At 49.3% G+C, this 14,890-nt stretch carries 16 protein-coding genes; 13 read left to right on the forward strand and 3 right to left on the reverse strand.

Going from position 1 to position 14,890, the window contains the following annotated elements; genetic code table 11:
• Positions 1-426: 426 nt before the first annotated feature.
• Positions 427-2,016, reverse strand: a complete 1,590-nt coding sequence (serA, locus tag SBI19_RS28655; protein ID WP_317972949.1) for a phosphoglycerate dehydrogenase — start codon at positions 2,014-2,016, stop codon at positions 427-429.
• 278 nt (positions 2,017-2,294) lie between these two features.
• Here serA and SBI19_RS28660 point away from each other — a divergent pair, with 278 nt between their 5' ends.
• Positions 2,295-2,621, forward strand: coding sequence for a rhodanese-like domain-containing protein (locus tag SBI19_RS28660; protein WP_317972950.1), 327 nt, complete (start codon positions 2,295-2,297; stop codon positions 2,619-2,621).
• Positions 2,622-2,637: 16 nt separating this feature from the next.
• Here the strand turns inward: SBI19_RS28660 and SBI19_RS28665 are convergent, their stop codons facing one another.
• Entirely contained in the window at positions 2,638-3,555 is a 918-nt protein-coding gene (locus SBI19_RS28665; protein ID WP_317972951.1) for a hypothetical protein, read from the reverse strand.
• Between the two features lie 141 nt (positions 3,556-3,696).
• Between SBI19_RS28665 and SBI19_RS28670 the strand changes: the two genes are divergently transcribed.
• A complete protein-coding gene (locus SBI19_RS28670; RefSeq protein WP_317972952.1) occupies positions 3,697-4,296 on the forward strand; it encodes a CPBP family intramembrane glutamic endopeptidase in 600 nt (199 codons plus the stop codon).
• Between the two features lie 254 nt (positions 4,297-4,550).
• Here SBI19_RS28670 and SBI19_RS28675 read toward each other — a convergent pair whose 3' ends face one another.
• The gene (locus SBI19_RS28675; protein WP_317972953.1) at positions 4,551-5,522 is read right to left on the reverse strand and encodes a polysaccharide deacetylase family protein; all 972 of its coding nucleotides are present in this window, start codon (positions 5,520-5,522) and stop codon (positions 4,551-4,553) included.
• 202 nt (positions 5,523-5,724) lie between these two features.
• On the opposite strand from SBI19_RS28675, the gene SBI19_RS28680 reads away from it, so the two are divergent.
• The 11 genes from SBI19_RS28680 to rpsA all read left to right on the forward strand — a co-directional run bounded on the left by SBI19_RS28680 (position 5,725) and on the right by rpsA (position 14,760).
• A complete protein-coding gene (locus SBI19_RS28680; RefSeq protein WP_317972954.1) occupies positions 5,725-6,105 on the forward strand; it encodes a hypothetical protein in 381 nt (126 codons plus the stop codon).
• Between the two features lie 201 nt (positions 6,106-6,306).
• Entirely contained in the window at positions 6,307-6,921 is a 615-nt protein-coding gene (locus tag SBI19_RS28685) for a genetic competence negative regulator (RefSeq protein WP_317972955.1), read from the forward strand.
• A 307-nt stretch (positions 6,922-7,228) separates the two neighbouring features.
• Positions 7,229-8,479, forward strand: coding sequence for a Glu/Leu/Phe/Val family dehydrogenase (locus tag SBI19_RS28690; RefSeq protein WP_317972956.1), 1,251 nt, complete (start codon positions 7,229-7,231; stop codon positions 8,477-8,479).
• 32 nt (positions 8,480-8,511) lie between these two features.
• Complete coding sequence (gene prsW / locus SBI19_RS28695) at positions 8,512-9,204, forward strand: glutamic-type intramembrane protease PrsW (RefSeq protein ID WP_317972957.1); 693 nt, start codon at positions 8,512-8,514, stop codon at positions 9,202-9,204.
• Positions 9,205-9,255: 51 nt separating this feature from the next.
• Positions 9,256-9,414, forward strand: a complete 159-nt coding sequence (locus tag SBI19_RS28700; RefSeq protein ID WP_317972958.1) for a hypothetical protein — start codon at positions 9,256-9,258, stop codon at positions 9,412-9,414.
• 111 nt (positions 9,415-9,525) lie between these two features.
• Entirely contained in the window at positions 9,526-10,878 is a 1,353-nt protein-coding gene (ypeB, locus tag SBI19_RS28705; RefSeq protein WP_317972959.1) for a germination protein YpeB, read from the forward strand.
• 165 nt (positions 10,879-11,043) lie between these two features.
• Positions 11,044-11,703, forward strand: a complete 660-nt coding sequence (locus SBI19_RS28710) for a flagellar brake protein (RefSeq protein ID WP_317972960.1) — start codon at positions 11,044-11,046, stop codon at positions 11,701-11,703.
• A 70-nt stretch (positions 11,704-11,773) separates the two neighbouring features.
• Positions 11,774-12,049, forward strand: a complete 276-nt coding sequence (locus tag SBI19_RS28715) for a hypothetical protein (protein ID WP_317972961.1) — start codon at positions 11,774-11,776, stop codon at positions 12,047-12,049.
• A 116-nt stretch (positions 12,050-12,165) separates the two neighbouring features.
• A complete protein-coding gene (gene cmk / locus SBI19_RS28720; RefSeq protein ID WP_317972962.1) occupies positions 12,166-12,867 on the forward strand; it encodes a (d)CMP kinase in 702 nt (233 codons plus the stop codon).
• Between the two features lie 3 nt (positions 12,868-12,870).
• Complete coding sequence (locus tag SBI19_RS28725; RefSeq protein ID WP_317972963.1) at positions 12,871-13,440, forward strand: lysophospholipid acyltransferase family protein; 570 nt, start codon at positions 12,871-12,873, stop codon at positions 13,438-13,440.
• A gap of 87 nt (positions 13,441-13,527) precedes the next feature.
• Positions 13,528-14,760, forward strand: a complete 1,233-nt coding sequence (rpsA, locus tag SBI19_RS28730) for a 30S ribosomal protein S1 (RefSeq protein WP_317972964.1) — start codon at positions 13,528-13,530, stop codon at positions 14,758-14,760.
• Positions 14,761-14,890: the final 130 nt, after the last annotated feature.

Here is a 14,890-nt window from a genome sequence, read left to right on the forward strand (position 1 = left end):
CAAACCCTCCCTGCAAGGGAGGGCCCCAAAGGTCGTGTGACCTCTGGACTCCTCACAAGGACGTTGCCTTGGTTTGGATGGACCGTGTGCCCGCACTTGCCGCTTGCAGCGGCAAAGCTTTTGTTCGGATGTATCTAGATACGGTCTATCGTCCGCACACTTATTTCGTTCGTGCGCGCTTGTCACCGCCCATTGAAAGATACGTTTGATTAGCTGCAGCATGAAAACTGAATCCAGAGGGTTACCCGAAATGTGAGATGCATGGAATTGTTCGATACTGGAATGGTTGCATCGCATGTAATGATATATGAGCTGCGTGCTAGGAGTCGCGTGCCAAGAAAAACTCAGCTTGCGTTCGAGAGATTACATACAGACACAAAAAAGCGCCAGAAACTTTATGTTTCTGGCGCTTGTGCGATTCATTTATTACAGGCTGATCACTTTCGCTTTGTGCAGTTCAGGCAGTTTTACAACATCTTCGATGACCGATGCAGGCACTTGCTTGTCGACTGTAAGCACCATAAGTGCGTCGCCGCCAGCAAGTTTGCGACCAACTTGCATGGTTGCAATGTTGACATCGTTGTTGCCGAGCAATGTACCGACGCTGCCGATAATGCCTGGCTTATCCGTATGCGACACGAGAAGGAGATTGCCTTCTGGTGCGACGTCAACTGGATAACTGTCAATTTGAACGATACGTGGTCCATAGCCTGTCATCAGTGCTCCAGATACTTTACGCTCAACTTCCTCTGTGCGAAGTGATACCGTCACGAGGTTTGTGAAGTCTTTCGCAACACTCGATTTGTTAACGACGATATTTACACTGCGTTCTTTCGCCAGGTGCATGGAGTTAACAACGTTAACTTGGTCTGCGCCGAGGTGGTGAGCAAGAACGCCGCGAACGATGTAGCGAGTGAGCGGCTGTGTATCAACGTCAGCCAGGTCGCCAGCGTAGTTTACTACGATTTCTTTCACTGCGCCAGTCGCCAGTTGGGCAATGAAGCTGCCGAGCTTCTCGCCGAGCGGGAAGTAAGGCTGCAGTACGCTGCGTACATTCGCTGGGATAGGAGGCATGTTCACTGCATTGATGAACGGCTCGTCACGCAGGATGTGGAGCACTTGTTCCGATACGTCGATTGCAACGTTCTCTTGTGCTTCAACCGTCGAAGCGCCAAGGTGAGGCGTTACGATGATCTTAGGGTTCGTCAAGAACGGATGATCCGGTGCTGGAGGTTCAACCTCGAATACGTCGAATGCTGCACCTGCAACGATACCTTGATCGATTGCTTCAACAAGCGCTTGCTCGTCGATAATGCCGCCGCGTGCGCAGTTAACGATGCGCATGCCAGGCTTCATCACTTCGAATTGCTTGCGGGAGATCATGTGACGAGTTTCTGGCGTAAGCGGCGTGTGAACCGTCATGAAGTCCGCGTTGCGGATAATGTCGTCCACCGATGCAAGCTTAACGCCCATTTTCTCAGCGCGCTCTTCCGTCAGGAACGGATCGTAGCCGAGGATTTCCATGCCGAATGCTTTAGCGCGTTTAGCCACTTCGCTGCCGATACGGCCCATGCCCATAACGCCGAGCACTTTGTTGCGGAGCTCAACGCCGAGGAACGTTTTGCGATCCCATACGCCGCCAACCGTCTTGAGGTAAGCTTGTGGAATGTGGCGAGCGACAGCCATCATCATTGCGAACGTGTGCTCGCAAGTCGTGATCGTGTTGCCGTCTGGTGCATTGATTACGATAATACCGCGTTGAGTCGCTGCTTCCAGATCGATGTTGTCAACGCCTACGCCAGCGCGGCCAACTACTTTCAGCTTCTTGCCTGCTTCCATGATGCGCGGTGTAACGCGAGTTTGGCTGCGAACGAGCAGGGCGTCGTATTCACCGATGATGGCAACGAGCTCATCTTCGCTCAAGCCTGGTTTTTTGTCGACTGCTACGTCAGCTGCATCAACAAGCTTCTGAATGCCAAGGTCGCTAATTGGATCCGATACTAACACTTTAAACATGTGGAAACTGCCTCCTGTCTGATTGTACAAACGAATGGTGTTGCAGTGAATATGTAGGAAAAACTCCAGGTTGGAGTCATTCGACCAGTGAGGAATGTAAGCTTGTCCAAGCGAACTTGGACATTCGTCAATTCGTGAAAATCGTTCATTTGTTTCAATGTCGAATCTTATAACGTTTATTATTTTAAGCAGTTAACAGGTGGAATGCAATGCCGAAACTTGCCGATCTGTGAATTTTTCGATATGATTCATTCAACGTCTTAGGGAGGGGAAACGCTGTGAATCAATGGGAAAATATCGATGCAGACAAGCTTCTAGAACGGCTTGCGGACGGATCATTGAAGCCGGAACAAATCATTGACGTTCGCGAGCATCATGAATGGGATTACTATCGGCTTGAAGGTACGACACATATACCAATGAGTATCTTTCCAGATCGGCTGGCTTCTATTCAGAAAGCTGAATCATGGTACATATTATGCGGACATGGTGTACGTAGTGTAGCTGTTTGCCGCTATATGCAAGAAAACGGCTACGACAACCTCCACAATATTGTGGGCGGTATCGCAGCCGTTGCAGAACGTAAAGGCTTTCAGTATGACTGATGGATAATGGCTTAAATTAGGATTCGTCAGTGAGGAAGAACGGCAGCTGCGGCAGCAGCTGCTTGGCATATTGGCTTACCATACTGCTCTTGAAATCGCCGCTGCGTACAGCCTTGGTATCGATCAGCAGCTCCGAGATCGGTCCGACGAGATCATACTTCAGCTTGTCGGCTTGACCTGAGCTAATGAATTCATCAATGCGGCTTGTCAGGTCTTGCGGATAATAGTTAACGACTGAACCCGATGCAGTAATGAGATCGGCACTTAATTTGTTCTTCACGATCAGTGGAAGCGATTTCCAGATCGAAGTTTTCATCGTGCTTGGCATATCTTTCACTTGTGCAAGATCAGGTTTAATTGTTCGAGCCCATTGAACCATTCCGTTATAATACGATTGCTGACCTTGCAACGATTTGCTTACTGCTAATTTGTAGTCTTGATCCTTACGCATCGCGGCGAGTATCTGTGTAACGGATATGTCCTCTTTGCTGTTCGCTAAACGTTTGGATACGGTTTGGAAGGACGAGATACTCTTCAGCAGCTGCTGCTGGGATTGATCGAGCACCGTGGATACCGGCATGCTGACAGCAGATATTTCATTGAACGTTTTCTGCGATAGAGAAGCAAGTCGTTTCAATTCCGTGGGCAAGTCGGTTGTTTGCCGTGTGTTTGCATTCTCAACGACTTCGATCCACTGGGTTTGAAACTCACGATAAGGCATAAATACAGTATGATAGAAAGAAACAAGATCTTGCTGCTGCAGCGTCCCTGCGGCGGGTTTTTTATCCGTTGATTCTTTACTTGCTTCCAGCTGCGTTGTCGTTCGATTCTTACCGACCTCTACGCCGAAGAAGAAAGCACCTACAGCGCATACCAGCATGAATAGAAATCCAAGGCTAATCAGCATTTCAGAACGGGACAAGCTCTTATTCATTCGGATAAATCCCCTTCACAATATGGTAGTATATATGTAAGCATTAATGTTGTAATAACTCGAAAGAAGTCGAATGTGGTACTAGTATAGGCGATTAAAGGAAAAAAGGGAATACGACGTTTTCAGGACAGGCGGTTGGTTATGAAAAAATTCAACATCAAAAATATTAAGCTTCGCCAAGTGTCTGTAGACCAAATTGATGACAGGCTGTTATTGATTAATTTGTATCTAACACAACTGCTTACTCTTATTATCGGAATTGTATGGCTATTATTTCAGCATCGGAATCCAATTCGTTTATTTCATTTTCCGGAACATTCCAATTTCTGGATGTATGGTGTTGGATTAACAGCTGTTGTCATTGCTGTCGATGTATTAATTAGCAAGTTTGTCCCGGAAGAAGCTTCTGATGATGGCGGCATTAATGAGCGGCTGTTTAGAAGACGTCCAATCTGGCATATCGTCGTGATGTCATTTGTTGTTGCGGTTTGCGAGGAGATGCTGTTTCGGGGTGCCATGCAGCAATCATTCGGTCCTTATTGGGTAAGTATTATTTTCGCTGCCATTCATGTTCGCTATTTGCGTCATTGGATTCCGACAGGTCTCGTCTTCTCGATCAGTTACGGGCTCGGATGGATTTATATTCAGAGCGGTACGCTATGGGCACCGATTCTGACACATTTTCTAGTCGATACCGTAATGGGACTTATTATTCGGTTTCGGAGGTACGATGAAGCATGAGTAGGATGGCAAAATATGGTTCGAGGCGATCTCGGACAACGACTATACAACAAGAAGCCAACACGGACCATATAATAGAGAAAGAAGAAAACGGCCTGCCGCCTAGACGTAAGAAACATCCGTCTAATAAGCAGCAGACCGCTCAAATATTCTATAACGCACTTATCTTTATATTTCTTATTCTTATCGTTACGTTATTCTGGTTCGGTAAGAAGTTGCACTATTCGTCCTAGCCCTACGGGCAGGGCGTTTTTTTATTTGGCGGCTGTCGTTGAAGCTTCGGTCGCAGCTGTTGCGGCTGTATCAGGCTCAATCTCGATGGTTGCAGGATCGATGAAGCCATATCCCTTGGCCTCCAGCTTCGTCAGAAGCTCGTCGAGCGCTTCGATCGTCCAAGGCAGCTCATGCATGAGAATATTAGCGCCAGAATGGAGCTGCTCTAATACGTTCGCGATGACTGCGTCTGGTTTGTTTTTATTGGCATTGTCCCAATCGAGCGAACCATTCGACCATGTCATGTACAGCATGCCGTGGTCTTTGACATAAGTGCGAACCGTATCGTTGCCCGAGCCGAAAGGAGGGCGGAAGAACTTCGGTGCTTCGCCGATAATTTGTTCTACCTGCGTGCTGACATCCCCGATCTGCTTCTCGATCGATTCTTTTGTTTCTTTCTTCAGATCAATATGATCGTACGAATGGTTGCCAACGGTCTGGCCGCGGTCATGAATCAGCTTCACAAGTTCAGGATGCGTCTTTACGCGATACCCGTTAACGAAGAAGATCGCTTTGGCTTTATGTTTATCCAGTATGTCGAGCATAGCTGTAACTTGCTTCTCGTCCTTGGGACCGTCGTCGAACGTGAGTAGCACGACTTTATCGGTCGTAGTCGTTTTGTCGATCGGAACGAATCGATACACTTTGTTCATGCGGTACAGCTTCGCTTGTTCTGCTTCGGTTGGCTTCGCGTCTTCAGGAGTGGCCGGGTCTGTTGTTTCAGTCGTCGCAGGCGGATTCGCCGTGGTGTTTCCGGTTGTGCTGCCGGTGGAATCGGGTGCAGCTGTATTGGTGTCAGGAACGGAAGTATCCGGCTGGGTGGCAGGTACGTCTGACGTCTGTTCGTTGGCAGGCGGTGATGCTGGCGTAGTCGTGTCTTTGCCAGAAGTACCGCAAGCTGCGAGTGCGAGAGCAAGCGTGAGTGGAACAGATGCTTTCAGCAAGCGTTTCATGGGGTTCGGACCTCCGTCTTATAGGTGATGTGAATTTCTTTGTCTTCTTAGGGAACAACACGCCCTTCATTGTATCATATTTAGCTGGACGGTTCGTATGCGTTTTTTCCTGTATTTCACGCGGTTAACCAGTCAAGCAGGGCGCACACTAAGGTCGAAACGTAATGATTATGGATATTGATCAGAAGGAGTCGATCCTAGGATGAGAATGAGTGGGTTTATCATCGGCGGTTTGCTCGGCATGGCCGCAGCTATGTATGCATCCCGTAAACGTCCAGGCATGGCTGCATGGGCGGTCGATGCAACGGGCGATATGATGTCTGCAGCGAAGAGAAAGCTGATCGGTCGCGCCATGGAACATAAGCTAAGCTCGTGGACGAAAGAGGCGGCGGATGTTACCCCAAAGCGGTCAGCCGCTTCCGCCGACAACTCCGCCGCCGCATGGCAGCAAATCGGCGCGCTCATTGAGAGCGACCCTGCCGTGAAGCGGGAAACGGAAGCGATCATGAAAGCGGCAGCAAGCGGCAGCGAGAACAGCAGCAATAGCTTGATTAATGCAGGCAGCTCCTCAACGACTCATTAAGGCGGAAACCGTTTCGAATACTAGCATAATCAGGGTCAGCTTATCGCCGGAACTATGGCGATTAAAGGCTGATCCTTTTTTGCTTGCAATAGTGCAATCATAGGGCGGACATGGTAACATAGGAATATGGCATGAGGGAATCACACATCATTGACGTTCTCATACCTTGTTATAACAGATGCTGCATAGGAGGATCCTGTCATGAAAATCGAACGGCTGAGCCAAGATAAAATACGCATATTTCTGACGTTCGACGACCTACTGGAGCGAGGCATTCAGAAGGAGGACATGTGGCGGGAAATTCCGAAGGTGAATGAGCTATTCAGCGAGATGATGGATCAAGCTCATTCGGAACTCGGTTTTGAAGCCAGCGGTCCGCTTGCTGTAGAGGTGTTCGCACTTCCCGCGCAAGGTATGGTAGTGATCGTCACACGCGGCAAGTTGAATGTACACTCTGATGATTCCGTCCATGAGGACGATGAATCTGATGAGGATGTGTACGAGATGGAAGTAACGCTAGAGCAGAGCGACATGGTTATGTATTCCTTCCGCGATTTCGAAGACGTCATCGCTGTCGGACGGCAGCTAAGTCAGTCGGAATTGACAGAGGACGGCAGATTGTTCTCTTACAACGGCAAGTACATTATGGCAATCGATCCGTCGAGTATCGATCCTTCAAGACATAATGCACTCATTGCGCTTCTCGCCGAATTCGGTGAAGCAACCTCGGTGACGGAGGCCGTACTCGAGGAGTATGGCAAGGTCATCATGAACGAGGGAGCCGTTCGCCAGCTATGTCAATATTTCTCCTACTAAGCGGAATCAGATAAAGAGCATCTTGCGCTAGTCCTTAACGTGCGCAGATGCTCTTTTTTATCCATATAGAGGAGGTTCTACGCATTAAGATCTCCTAAAACCTAACTTTCATAACCGTTGTCTCATCTATTCGGCTATCAGAAGAATGTCTGCATACGCATCTCAGGCATCGACGATACTAACGTTGAATGAATGTTGGCCGACATTTCCTTGTACATATGCGCATGCTTCTGATGCGGCTGTTGCTGCATTTCCTTCCGCAATTACGGCAGGGGCTATCGCAAACTCTTAAGGAGGGTTCTAATAGATGACGACGCCGGATGCAACGAATGTACTGGAATCCACTCAGATTGTTATTGAACAAGCGCTGCGCAGGCTCGGATATAGCGACAGTATGGTTGATCTTCTAAGGGAGCCGATGCGTGTATTGACTGTTCGGATTCCGGTTCGGATGGATGACGGTACGACGAAGGTGTTTACAGGCTACCGAGCACAACATAACGATGCAGTGGGGCCGACTAAGGGAGGCGTACGTTTTCATCCCGATGTGAATGAATTAGAGGTTAAAGCGCTTTCGATCTGGATGACGCTCAAGTGCGGCATTGCTGATCTTCCTTACGGTGGGGGCAAAGGCGGGGTTATCTGTGATCCGCGCAAAATGTCCATGCGAGAGCTGGAGCTTCTAAGCAGAGGATACGTAAGAGCGATTAGTCAAATCGTCGGGCCGAACAAAGATATTCCGGCGCCGGATGTCATGACCAACGCACAGATTATGGCCTGGATGCTCGATGAATACAGCCGCATTCGCGAATTCGATTCGCCTGGCTTTATTACAGGCAAACCGCTTGTGCTCGGCGGATCACGAGGCAGGGAAACCGCGACTGCACGCGGTGTATCGATCATGATTGCGGAAGCGCTTCGGATGAAAGGGATTGCGCTTGAAGGTGCGAAGGTCGTCGTTCAAGGCTTCGGCAATGCAGGCAGTTATCTTGCCAAATTCATGTATGATGCCGGTGCGGTCGTAATAGGTATTTCCGATGTGCACGGGGCATTGTATAATGAAAACGGACTGGATATTCCAGACCTGCTCGACAAAAGGGATTCCTTCGGCGGAGTAACGAACCTGTTCAAGCAGACGATTACGAATGATCAACTGTTGGAGCTCGATTGCGATGTGCTGGTTCCGGCAGCGATCGAGAATCAGATTACCGAGCACAATGCGTGGAATATCAAAGCTGGCGTCATCGTCGAAGCAGCTAATGGTCCAACAACACTCGAGGCTACACGCATCGTTACGGAACGCGGCATTCTGCTTGTGCCGGATGTACTTGCGAGCGCAGGTGGTGTGATTGTATCCTACTTTGAATGGGTACAAAATAATCAGGGTTACTATTGGACGGAAGAAGAGGTCGATCAGAAGTTGGAGGCGATGATGCGCAAAGGCTTCCGGCAGATCTATGAGATCCATCAGACACGCAAGATCGATATGCGCTTAGCGGCTTATATGGCGGGCGTTCGCAAGACAGCAGAAGCGACGCGTCTACGCGGCTGGGTATAGCACATAAACGATAGAGGGGGGTGAGAAGAGAAATGCTGTTTTCGGTACTAACAGCGGCAATAGCGCCGGGCGTTTTCCTTCTCACTTATTTATATTTGAAGGATAAGTACGAAGCGGAACCGATTCACATGGTTGTCCGGATGTTCTTGATTGGCGTACTGCTTCTGCTCCCGATTATGATTATTCAGCGAGGTCTGGAAATTTGGCTGGGCGATAACCCGGTTCTGCATGCTTTCGGCTTTGCAGGCGCTGTGGAAGAAAGCTTGAAGTGGTTCGTCCTCTACCATATCATCTATAATCACACGGAATTCGATGAACCTTATGATGGCATTGTATATGCCGCATCGATCTCATTAGGATTCGCAACGCTGGAGAATGTGCTGTACGCACTGACGCAGCCGGCTGATTTCGGCAGCTTGCTGTTCCGCGCACTGCTTCCTGTTTCAGGACATGCGCTGTTCGGCATTACGATGGGCTACTACATGGGAAAAGCGAAGTTCGCTTCCTCAGCAAGAACTTCCCGGTATTTGACACTGTCGCTGTTGCTGCCGATATTGTTCCACGGTCTGTACGACTGGGTTCTGATGTATTTTGACCGCGGCTGGGTGTGGATCATTCCTCCGTTCATGGCTGTGATGTGGATATGGGCGCTCAAGAACATGCAGCGAGCAACGAATCGTTCGCCATTTCGTTTCCTGCCTAGGGAAGATGAGGTTAAATTGTAAATTTTCCGTTCATACTGGATTCCATAATGGAATTTAGGAGGACTGATAGGCATGATGGGCGAACGAGTGAAGGTAAGAATTCGATGCAACGTATGCGGAGAGAAATTTGTGCTTCGCGGTAAGCGTGAGAAGGAACGAATCGACACTGGCTTCAAGCAGTGCATCTGCAACAATATGTATGATTTCGAGATTGAAGAGCAGTCCGTATAGATCGCTGCTGCCCTATGAACATTTGTGGCAATTGCAGGCACGTTCGGTGAATAAAGCTTCTTTCGGTAATCCAAACTAAGGTCAGGTTTGGGACAGAAAGGAGCTTTTGTCATGTATAAACGGTTGAGTGCGATTATGTTCCCGCTCGTTACCTTGCTCTGTATTGGATCAATCTATTGGGGGTACCAAGAGCACCAAGAGAAGAACTCGATTCTCATAAAGGCAGAAAACCAGTATCAGCGCGCCTTTCACGATCTAAGCTATCACGTTCAACAGGTGCACAAGCAGCTTGGCAATACGCTGGCCGTGAATGCGAAATCACAGGCTTATCATCGCAAGGGGCTCATCAACGTCTGGCGCCTGACAAGCGAAGCGCAAAACGAAGTGAACCAGCTCCCGCTGACGCTGCTTCCTTTCAATACGACAGAGGAGTTCTTGTCGCGCATCTCTAACTTTGCTTATAAGACAGCGATTCGGGATTTGTCGAAGAACCCGCTGACCGATGATGAATTCAAGACATTGAAGGCACTTTATCAACGGTCGGACGAAATATCGAACAATCTGCTTACGATGCAGGAGAAGGTGCTGTCGAATCATTTGCGTTGGATGGATGTTGAGGTTGCGCTCGCTTCCGAGAAATCGGTCAACGATAATACGATTATCGATGGCTTCAAGACGGTCGATAAGAAAGTCGGCGAGTACCCCGAGCTGAACTGGGGACCTTCGGTTGCCAGCATGTATCAGAAGCGTACGGTCAAAATGCTCGGCGGCAAGAACGTAACGCCGGAAGAGATCAAGAAGAAGGCAGCAGAGTTTCTGGGTCTGAACTCGAGCGCGGACGTCCGTGTCGTCGAGAATGGACAAGGCACCGAATATGCGTCGTACTCCGCAACGGTTGGCGGCAATGGCAGCGGCAAGAAGAACGGTGACAAGATCGAGCTTGATTTTACGCAAAAAGGCGGTCTTCTCATCTGGTATATGAATCCGAGGGATGTAGGCGATAAGAAAATTGATCTTAAAGGAGCGCGCCAGAAGGCGGATGAGTTCCTGAATAAGCATGGCTATAAAGGTATGAAGCCAGCCAGCTATGATGAGACCGGCAACGATGGCGTGTTCACTTATATCGCAACGCAGGATGGCGTGCTTATCTATCCTGAGAAAGTGACGGTCAAGGTTGCGCTCGATAATGGCGAGGTTGTTGGCCTTCAGGCGTCGGATTATGTGTATGAGCATCACGCACGCAAGCTGCCGAAGCCGAAGATTACGAAGGAAGCGGCACGCAAAGCGCTCAATCCGGACATGAAAGTGCGCTCAGAATCGCTTGCGCTAATTCTCAATGAGATGAGCGAAGAGACGCTCTGCTATGAATTCACGGGAAGAATCAACAAACAAGGATATAAAATTTATATCAATGCGGACACAGGTATTGAAGAAACAATAGAAGAAACGCCGGAGCTAAGATAAAGTAAGCTGCAAGTTCGGTATCAAAAGCGTGCTTTTTGAACTACCTCTACAATTTCATGTTCAAAAAGTACGGTTTTCAACACTGTTTTTGAACCGTCTCTACAAGTTTCGATATGGCTCCCCACTATTCGACGTGATATAATCGCCGTATGGGAGGGGAGCCGTTTGCTGCCAAAAATCAATCAGATGATCCAATTCCAGTTCGTTGCCGCCCTGCAGCAAGGCGAGGAACTGGAGTTCGAATACAAAACGCGTATTGCCGATGAACGCGGAGACGACTTCTGCGTCGAAATGTTTATTAACGAGCGTACAGGTAGATTCCAACGCCCTTCAGTTGGCGATGCACTGACTGCCGTTTATGTGAATGAAGAAGGCGTGAAGCATTTCTTCGAAACGCAGGTGACAGGCTTCGTCAATGATACGGTGCAGCTTATCCGAATTCAGAAACCGGATCCATCAGCCATTACCAAGACGCAGCGAAGAAACTACTTGCGTGTAGCTGCAACGCTAGAAATTGCCGTATTAACGCCGCAAGGCGACCGTTTCAATGCGCTTACGGATGATGTAGGCGGGGGCGGCGTTTCGTTTATTTGCGAGGGTTCTACCAAATTAGAGGAAGCCAATCCGCTAGATTGTTGGCTGCTGCTTCCCTATAAGAATGGTTCGCTGGAGCATGCATCGTTCCAAGCCGTCATTGTTAGATTGAATACGCTTGCAACTGGCCGTCTGCATGTCATGGCGAAGTTCGAAAGCATTACAGATTCGGACCGCCAGAAGATCATTCGCTACTGCTTCGAGCGGCAGCTTGATTTCCGGAACCGCTAACGGCGCATAAGCTTGATTCTGATCGGATATCCTACGTCTAACCGCCAAATTTAGGGAGGTGCGATATAGGATGGATGATATACGCGTACATAGAACGGGGCCTAAGGAGCATAAGTCTGAGACCAATAAACAAATTCCATTCGACACCGACAAACGCGAGCGCGAACGATATGGAAAACTGTCAGAAGATGTTAGCCGCATCTTGCGAAATATCGTGCTGACACTCCTGGTTTTGGTTGTTTTGTCCCAGCTAGCACTTCGTTCCGATGGGATTCGACAGCATCTGTCAAACGCCGAGAAGCTAGAAGGAATGCCGTTTCAGAAGGCTGGCCGTGCTTTGCATTGAGGAATGCAGTGTGGTATAATTTTCACGTTCGCAGGCTGAGCCTGCTTTTTTCTTGAGAGGTAAACGGGAACAGCGGACGTATATCGTGAGGCTGATCTCAGTAGGGGGGTTCGCTGTTGGTATTGCATCCAGACGGCGGCCGGGACCGGATCAACATCGCGATTGACGGACCCGCGGGAGCTGGCAAGAGCACGGTAGCCCGTAAAGTCGCCGAAACATTAAACTACATTTACATTGATACGGGCGCAATGTACAGAGCGGTAACACTCAGTGCGCTGAACAATGGCATCAAGGCGGATGATAAGGAGGCGCTCAGCTATCATGCTGAGAACATCGATATCACGTTGAAGCCTGGTGTGGCTGGACAGGTCGTGCTGTTGAACGGAGAAGACGTTACTACCGCTATCCGTTCGCGAGAGGTTACGCTTCATGTATCGCAAGTATCAGCAGTAGAACGCGTGCGGCTGCGTTTAGTAGCCATGCAGCGGCAATTGGCGCAAAGCAAAGGCGTCGTGATGGATGGACGCGACATCGGATCACATGTGCTGCCTGGTGCGGAGCTGAAGGTGTTTCTTACGGCTTCCGTAGAAGAACGCGCGCTTCGGCGGTTCAAGGAATTGAACGGCCGCGACGGCATCTCACTGGAGCAGTTGGAGCGAGAGATCGCAGAGCGGGATCGGAAAGATCAGGAACGGGAGATTTCGCCTTTAGTATGTGCGACTGATGCGATTGTACTCGATAGTACGTCGATGACGATCGATGAAGTAGCGGACAACATCGTCAATTTAAGTAGAACCAAATTGGCGGAGGCGAAGTAAACTATGATATACATCTTTTGTCGTGCTGTTCTGCGCGTTCTATATGGGCTATTGTTCCGGTTGGAAGCGCAAGGACGGGAGCATGTGCCTACAGACGGTCCTGTTATTCTCTGTTCGAATCATCTCAGCAACTTTGATCCGCCTACGATAGGGATTAAGCTCGATCGTAAAGTTCAGTTTATGGCGAAGAAGGAATTGTTTGACGTGCCGCTCTTCGGCAAGCTGATCCGTTCGCTTGGCGCATTCCCAGTGAAGCGCGGAGGCGTCAGCAAGGAAGCGATTCGTGCATCAATCGAGCTGCTTAATGCCGGCGGCATGATGGGGATTTTCCCGGAAGGCACACGGAAGAGCAGCGGAGATGCCGCTAAGAAAGGCGCAGCTATGATTGCGCTTCGCAGCGGCGCTGCAATTGTACCGGTCTTTATCGATGGAAATTATAAACTATTTCGTAAAACGATTGTCCGTTATGGACCGCCAGTTGATCTGTCTGATATTGTTGCTGAACCGTCCTCGGATTCGCTGGAACGCGTGACCGAACGGATCATGAGCCATATCTGGGCGCTTCGCAAATAAAGTTTTAAACGCTGTTCCCGGGCTGTTTCAATCGGAGCGGGCAGGTTTAAATAAATGTTGGGGTATGAATTGAGGAGGTAATTTTCCATGTCAGAAGAAACGAAGATTGAAGAAACCGCAGCAGCGGAAACGATCAGCCAAGATGCTTTGGACAATATCGTATCCTTGAAAAAGGGCGATACAGTCAAAGGTACGATTGTCAAAATCGAAGACAACCAAGCTACAGTTAGCCTTGGATATAAATATGACGGCGTGATTCCGCTGCGCGAACTGTCTTCTGTACAGCTCGATAACGCATCCACGGCAGTTCAGCTTGGCCAAGAGGTTGAACTGAAAGTCGTCAGCATCGACGACGAGAAAGAAAAACTCGTGCTCTCCAAACGTGCAATCGACGGGGAAAAAGCATGGGAAGAACTGCAAAGCAAATTCGAAAGCGGCGAAGCATTCGAAGTTGTTGTTGCTGACGTAGTCAAAGGCGGCCTCGTGGCTGACGTAGGCGTACGTGGCTTCATTCCTGCTTCGATGGTTGAGCGTCACTTCGTAGAGGATTTCAAAGACTACAAAGGCCGCACGCTTCGCGTGAAAGTGAAAGAAATCGACCGCGAGAACAACAAAGTCATTCTTTCGGCTAAAGAAGTTCTTGAAGCTGAATTCGAAGCAAACAAACAAAAAATCATGGCATCGCTTGAGCCGGGCCAAGAGCTTGACGGTACGGTTCAACGCCTGACGCCATTCGGCGCATTCGTAGATATCGGCGGTATCGACGGCCTTGTTCACGTATCCGAGATTTCGTGGTCGCATGTTGCTCATCCGAAGGATGCAGTATCCGAAGGCCAATCCGTACGCGTGAAGGTTCTCAAAGTTGATCCTGCAGCAGGCAAAATCAGCCTGAGCATGAAAGCAGCTCAACCAGGTCCATGGGAACAAGCATCGAACAGCTTCAACACAGGTGACATCGTAACGGGTACGGTTCGTCGTATCGTCGATTTCGGTGCATTCATCGAAATCGCACCAGGCGTTGAAGGTCTTGTTCACATTTCCCAAATCGCACATCGTCACGTGGCAACTCCTTTCGAAGTGCTCAAAGAGGGTCAAGAAGTGAAAGCGAAAGTTCTCGACTTCAACCCAGCTCAGAAACGCGTTTCCCTGAGCATCAAAGAAACGGAAGAAGCGCCTGAGCAAGCGCCTCGTGCTGAGCGCAGCGAGCGTCCTGCCCGTGCGCCTAAAGAAGACCACAGCGCAGCTATTGCCGCTAACAACCAAAGCCTGAGCTTCACGCTGGGCGAGCGTTTCGGCGACAAACTGAGCAAATTCAAGTGATTCGCGCTTCGGCATCAGCCGAATAGTGAATTCAGATAAGAAGGTCCCCCGACTCCGCCTTAGCGGATGAAGTGCACCCCTTATAGTGGACATTGGAAAAACACCCTGGTGTTTATGCCGATGTAATACT

This window comes from Paenibacillus sp. CCS19, assembly GCF_033239625.1.
GTDB lineage: Bacteria > Bacillota > Bacilli > Paenibacillales > Paenibacillaceae > Paenibacillus_T.

Coding starts and splice junctions, on each gene's coding strand:
- SBI19_RS28715 (WP_317972961.1), top strand. CDS start 11,774: ATGGATGATATACGCGTACATAGAACGGGGCCTAAGGAGCATAAGTCT.
- SBI19_RS28680 (WP_317972954.1), top strand. CDS start 5,725: ATGAGAATGAGTGGGTTTATCATCGGCGGTTTGCTCGGCATGGCCGCA.
- SBI19_RS28690 (WP_317972956.1), top strand. CDS start 7,229: ATGACGACGCCGGATGCAACGAATGTACTGGAATCCACTCAGATTGTT.
- SBI19_RS28725 (WP_317972963.1), top strand. CDS start 12,871: ATGATATACATCTTTTGTCGTGCTGTTCTGCGCGTTCTATATGGGCTA.
- rpsA (WP_317972964.1), top strand. CDS start 13,528: ATGTCAGAAGAAACGAAGATTGAAGAAACCGCAGCAGCGGAAACGATC.
- ypeB (WP_317972959.1), top strand. CDS start 9,526: ATGTATAAACGGTTGAGTGCGATTATGTTCCCGCTCGTTACCTTGCTC.
- prsW (WP_317972957.1), top strand. CDS start 8,512: ATGCTGTTTTCGGTACTAACAGCGGCAATAGCGCCGGGCGTTTTCCTT.
- SBI19_RS28675 (WP_317972953.1), bottom strand. CDS start 5,522: ATGAAACGCTTGCTGAAAGCATCTGTTCCACTCACGCTTGCTCTCGCA.
- SBI19_RS28685 (WP_317972955.1), top strand. CDS start 6,307: ATGAAAATCGAACGGCTGAGCCAAGATAAAATACGCATATTTCTGACG.
- SBI19_RS28665 (WP_317972951.1), bottom strand. CDS start 3,555: ATGAATAAGAGCTTGTCCCGTTCTGAAATGCTGATTAGCCTTGGATTT.
- SBI19_RS28700 (WP_317972958.1), top strand. CDS start 9,256: ATGATGGGCGAACGAGTGAAGGTAAGAATTCGATGCAACGTATGCGGA.
- serA (WP_317972949.1), bottom strand. CDS start 2,016: ATGTTTAAAGTGTTAGTATCGGATCCAATTAGCGACCTTGGCATTCAG.
- SBI19_RS28670 (WP_317972952.1), top strand. CDS start 3,697: ATGAAAAAATTCAACATCAAAAATATTAAGCTTCGCCAAGTGTCTGTA.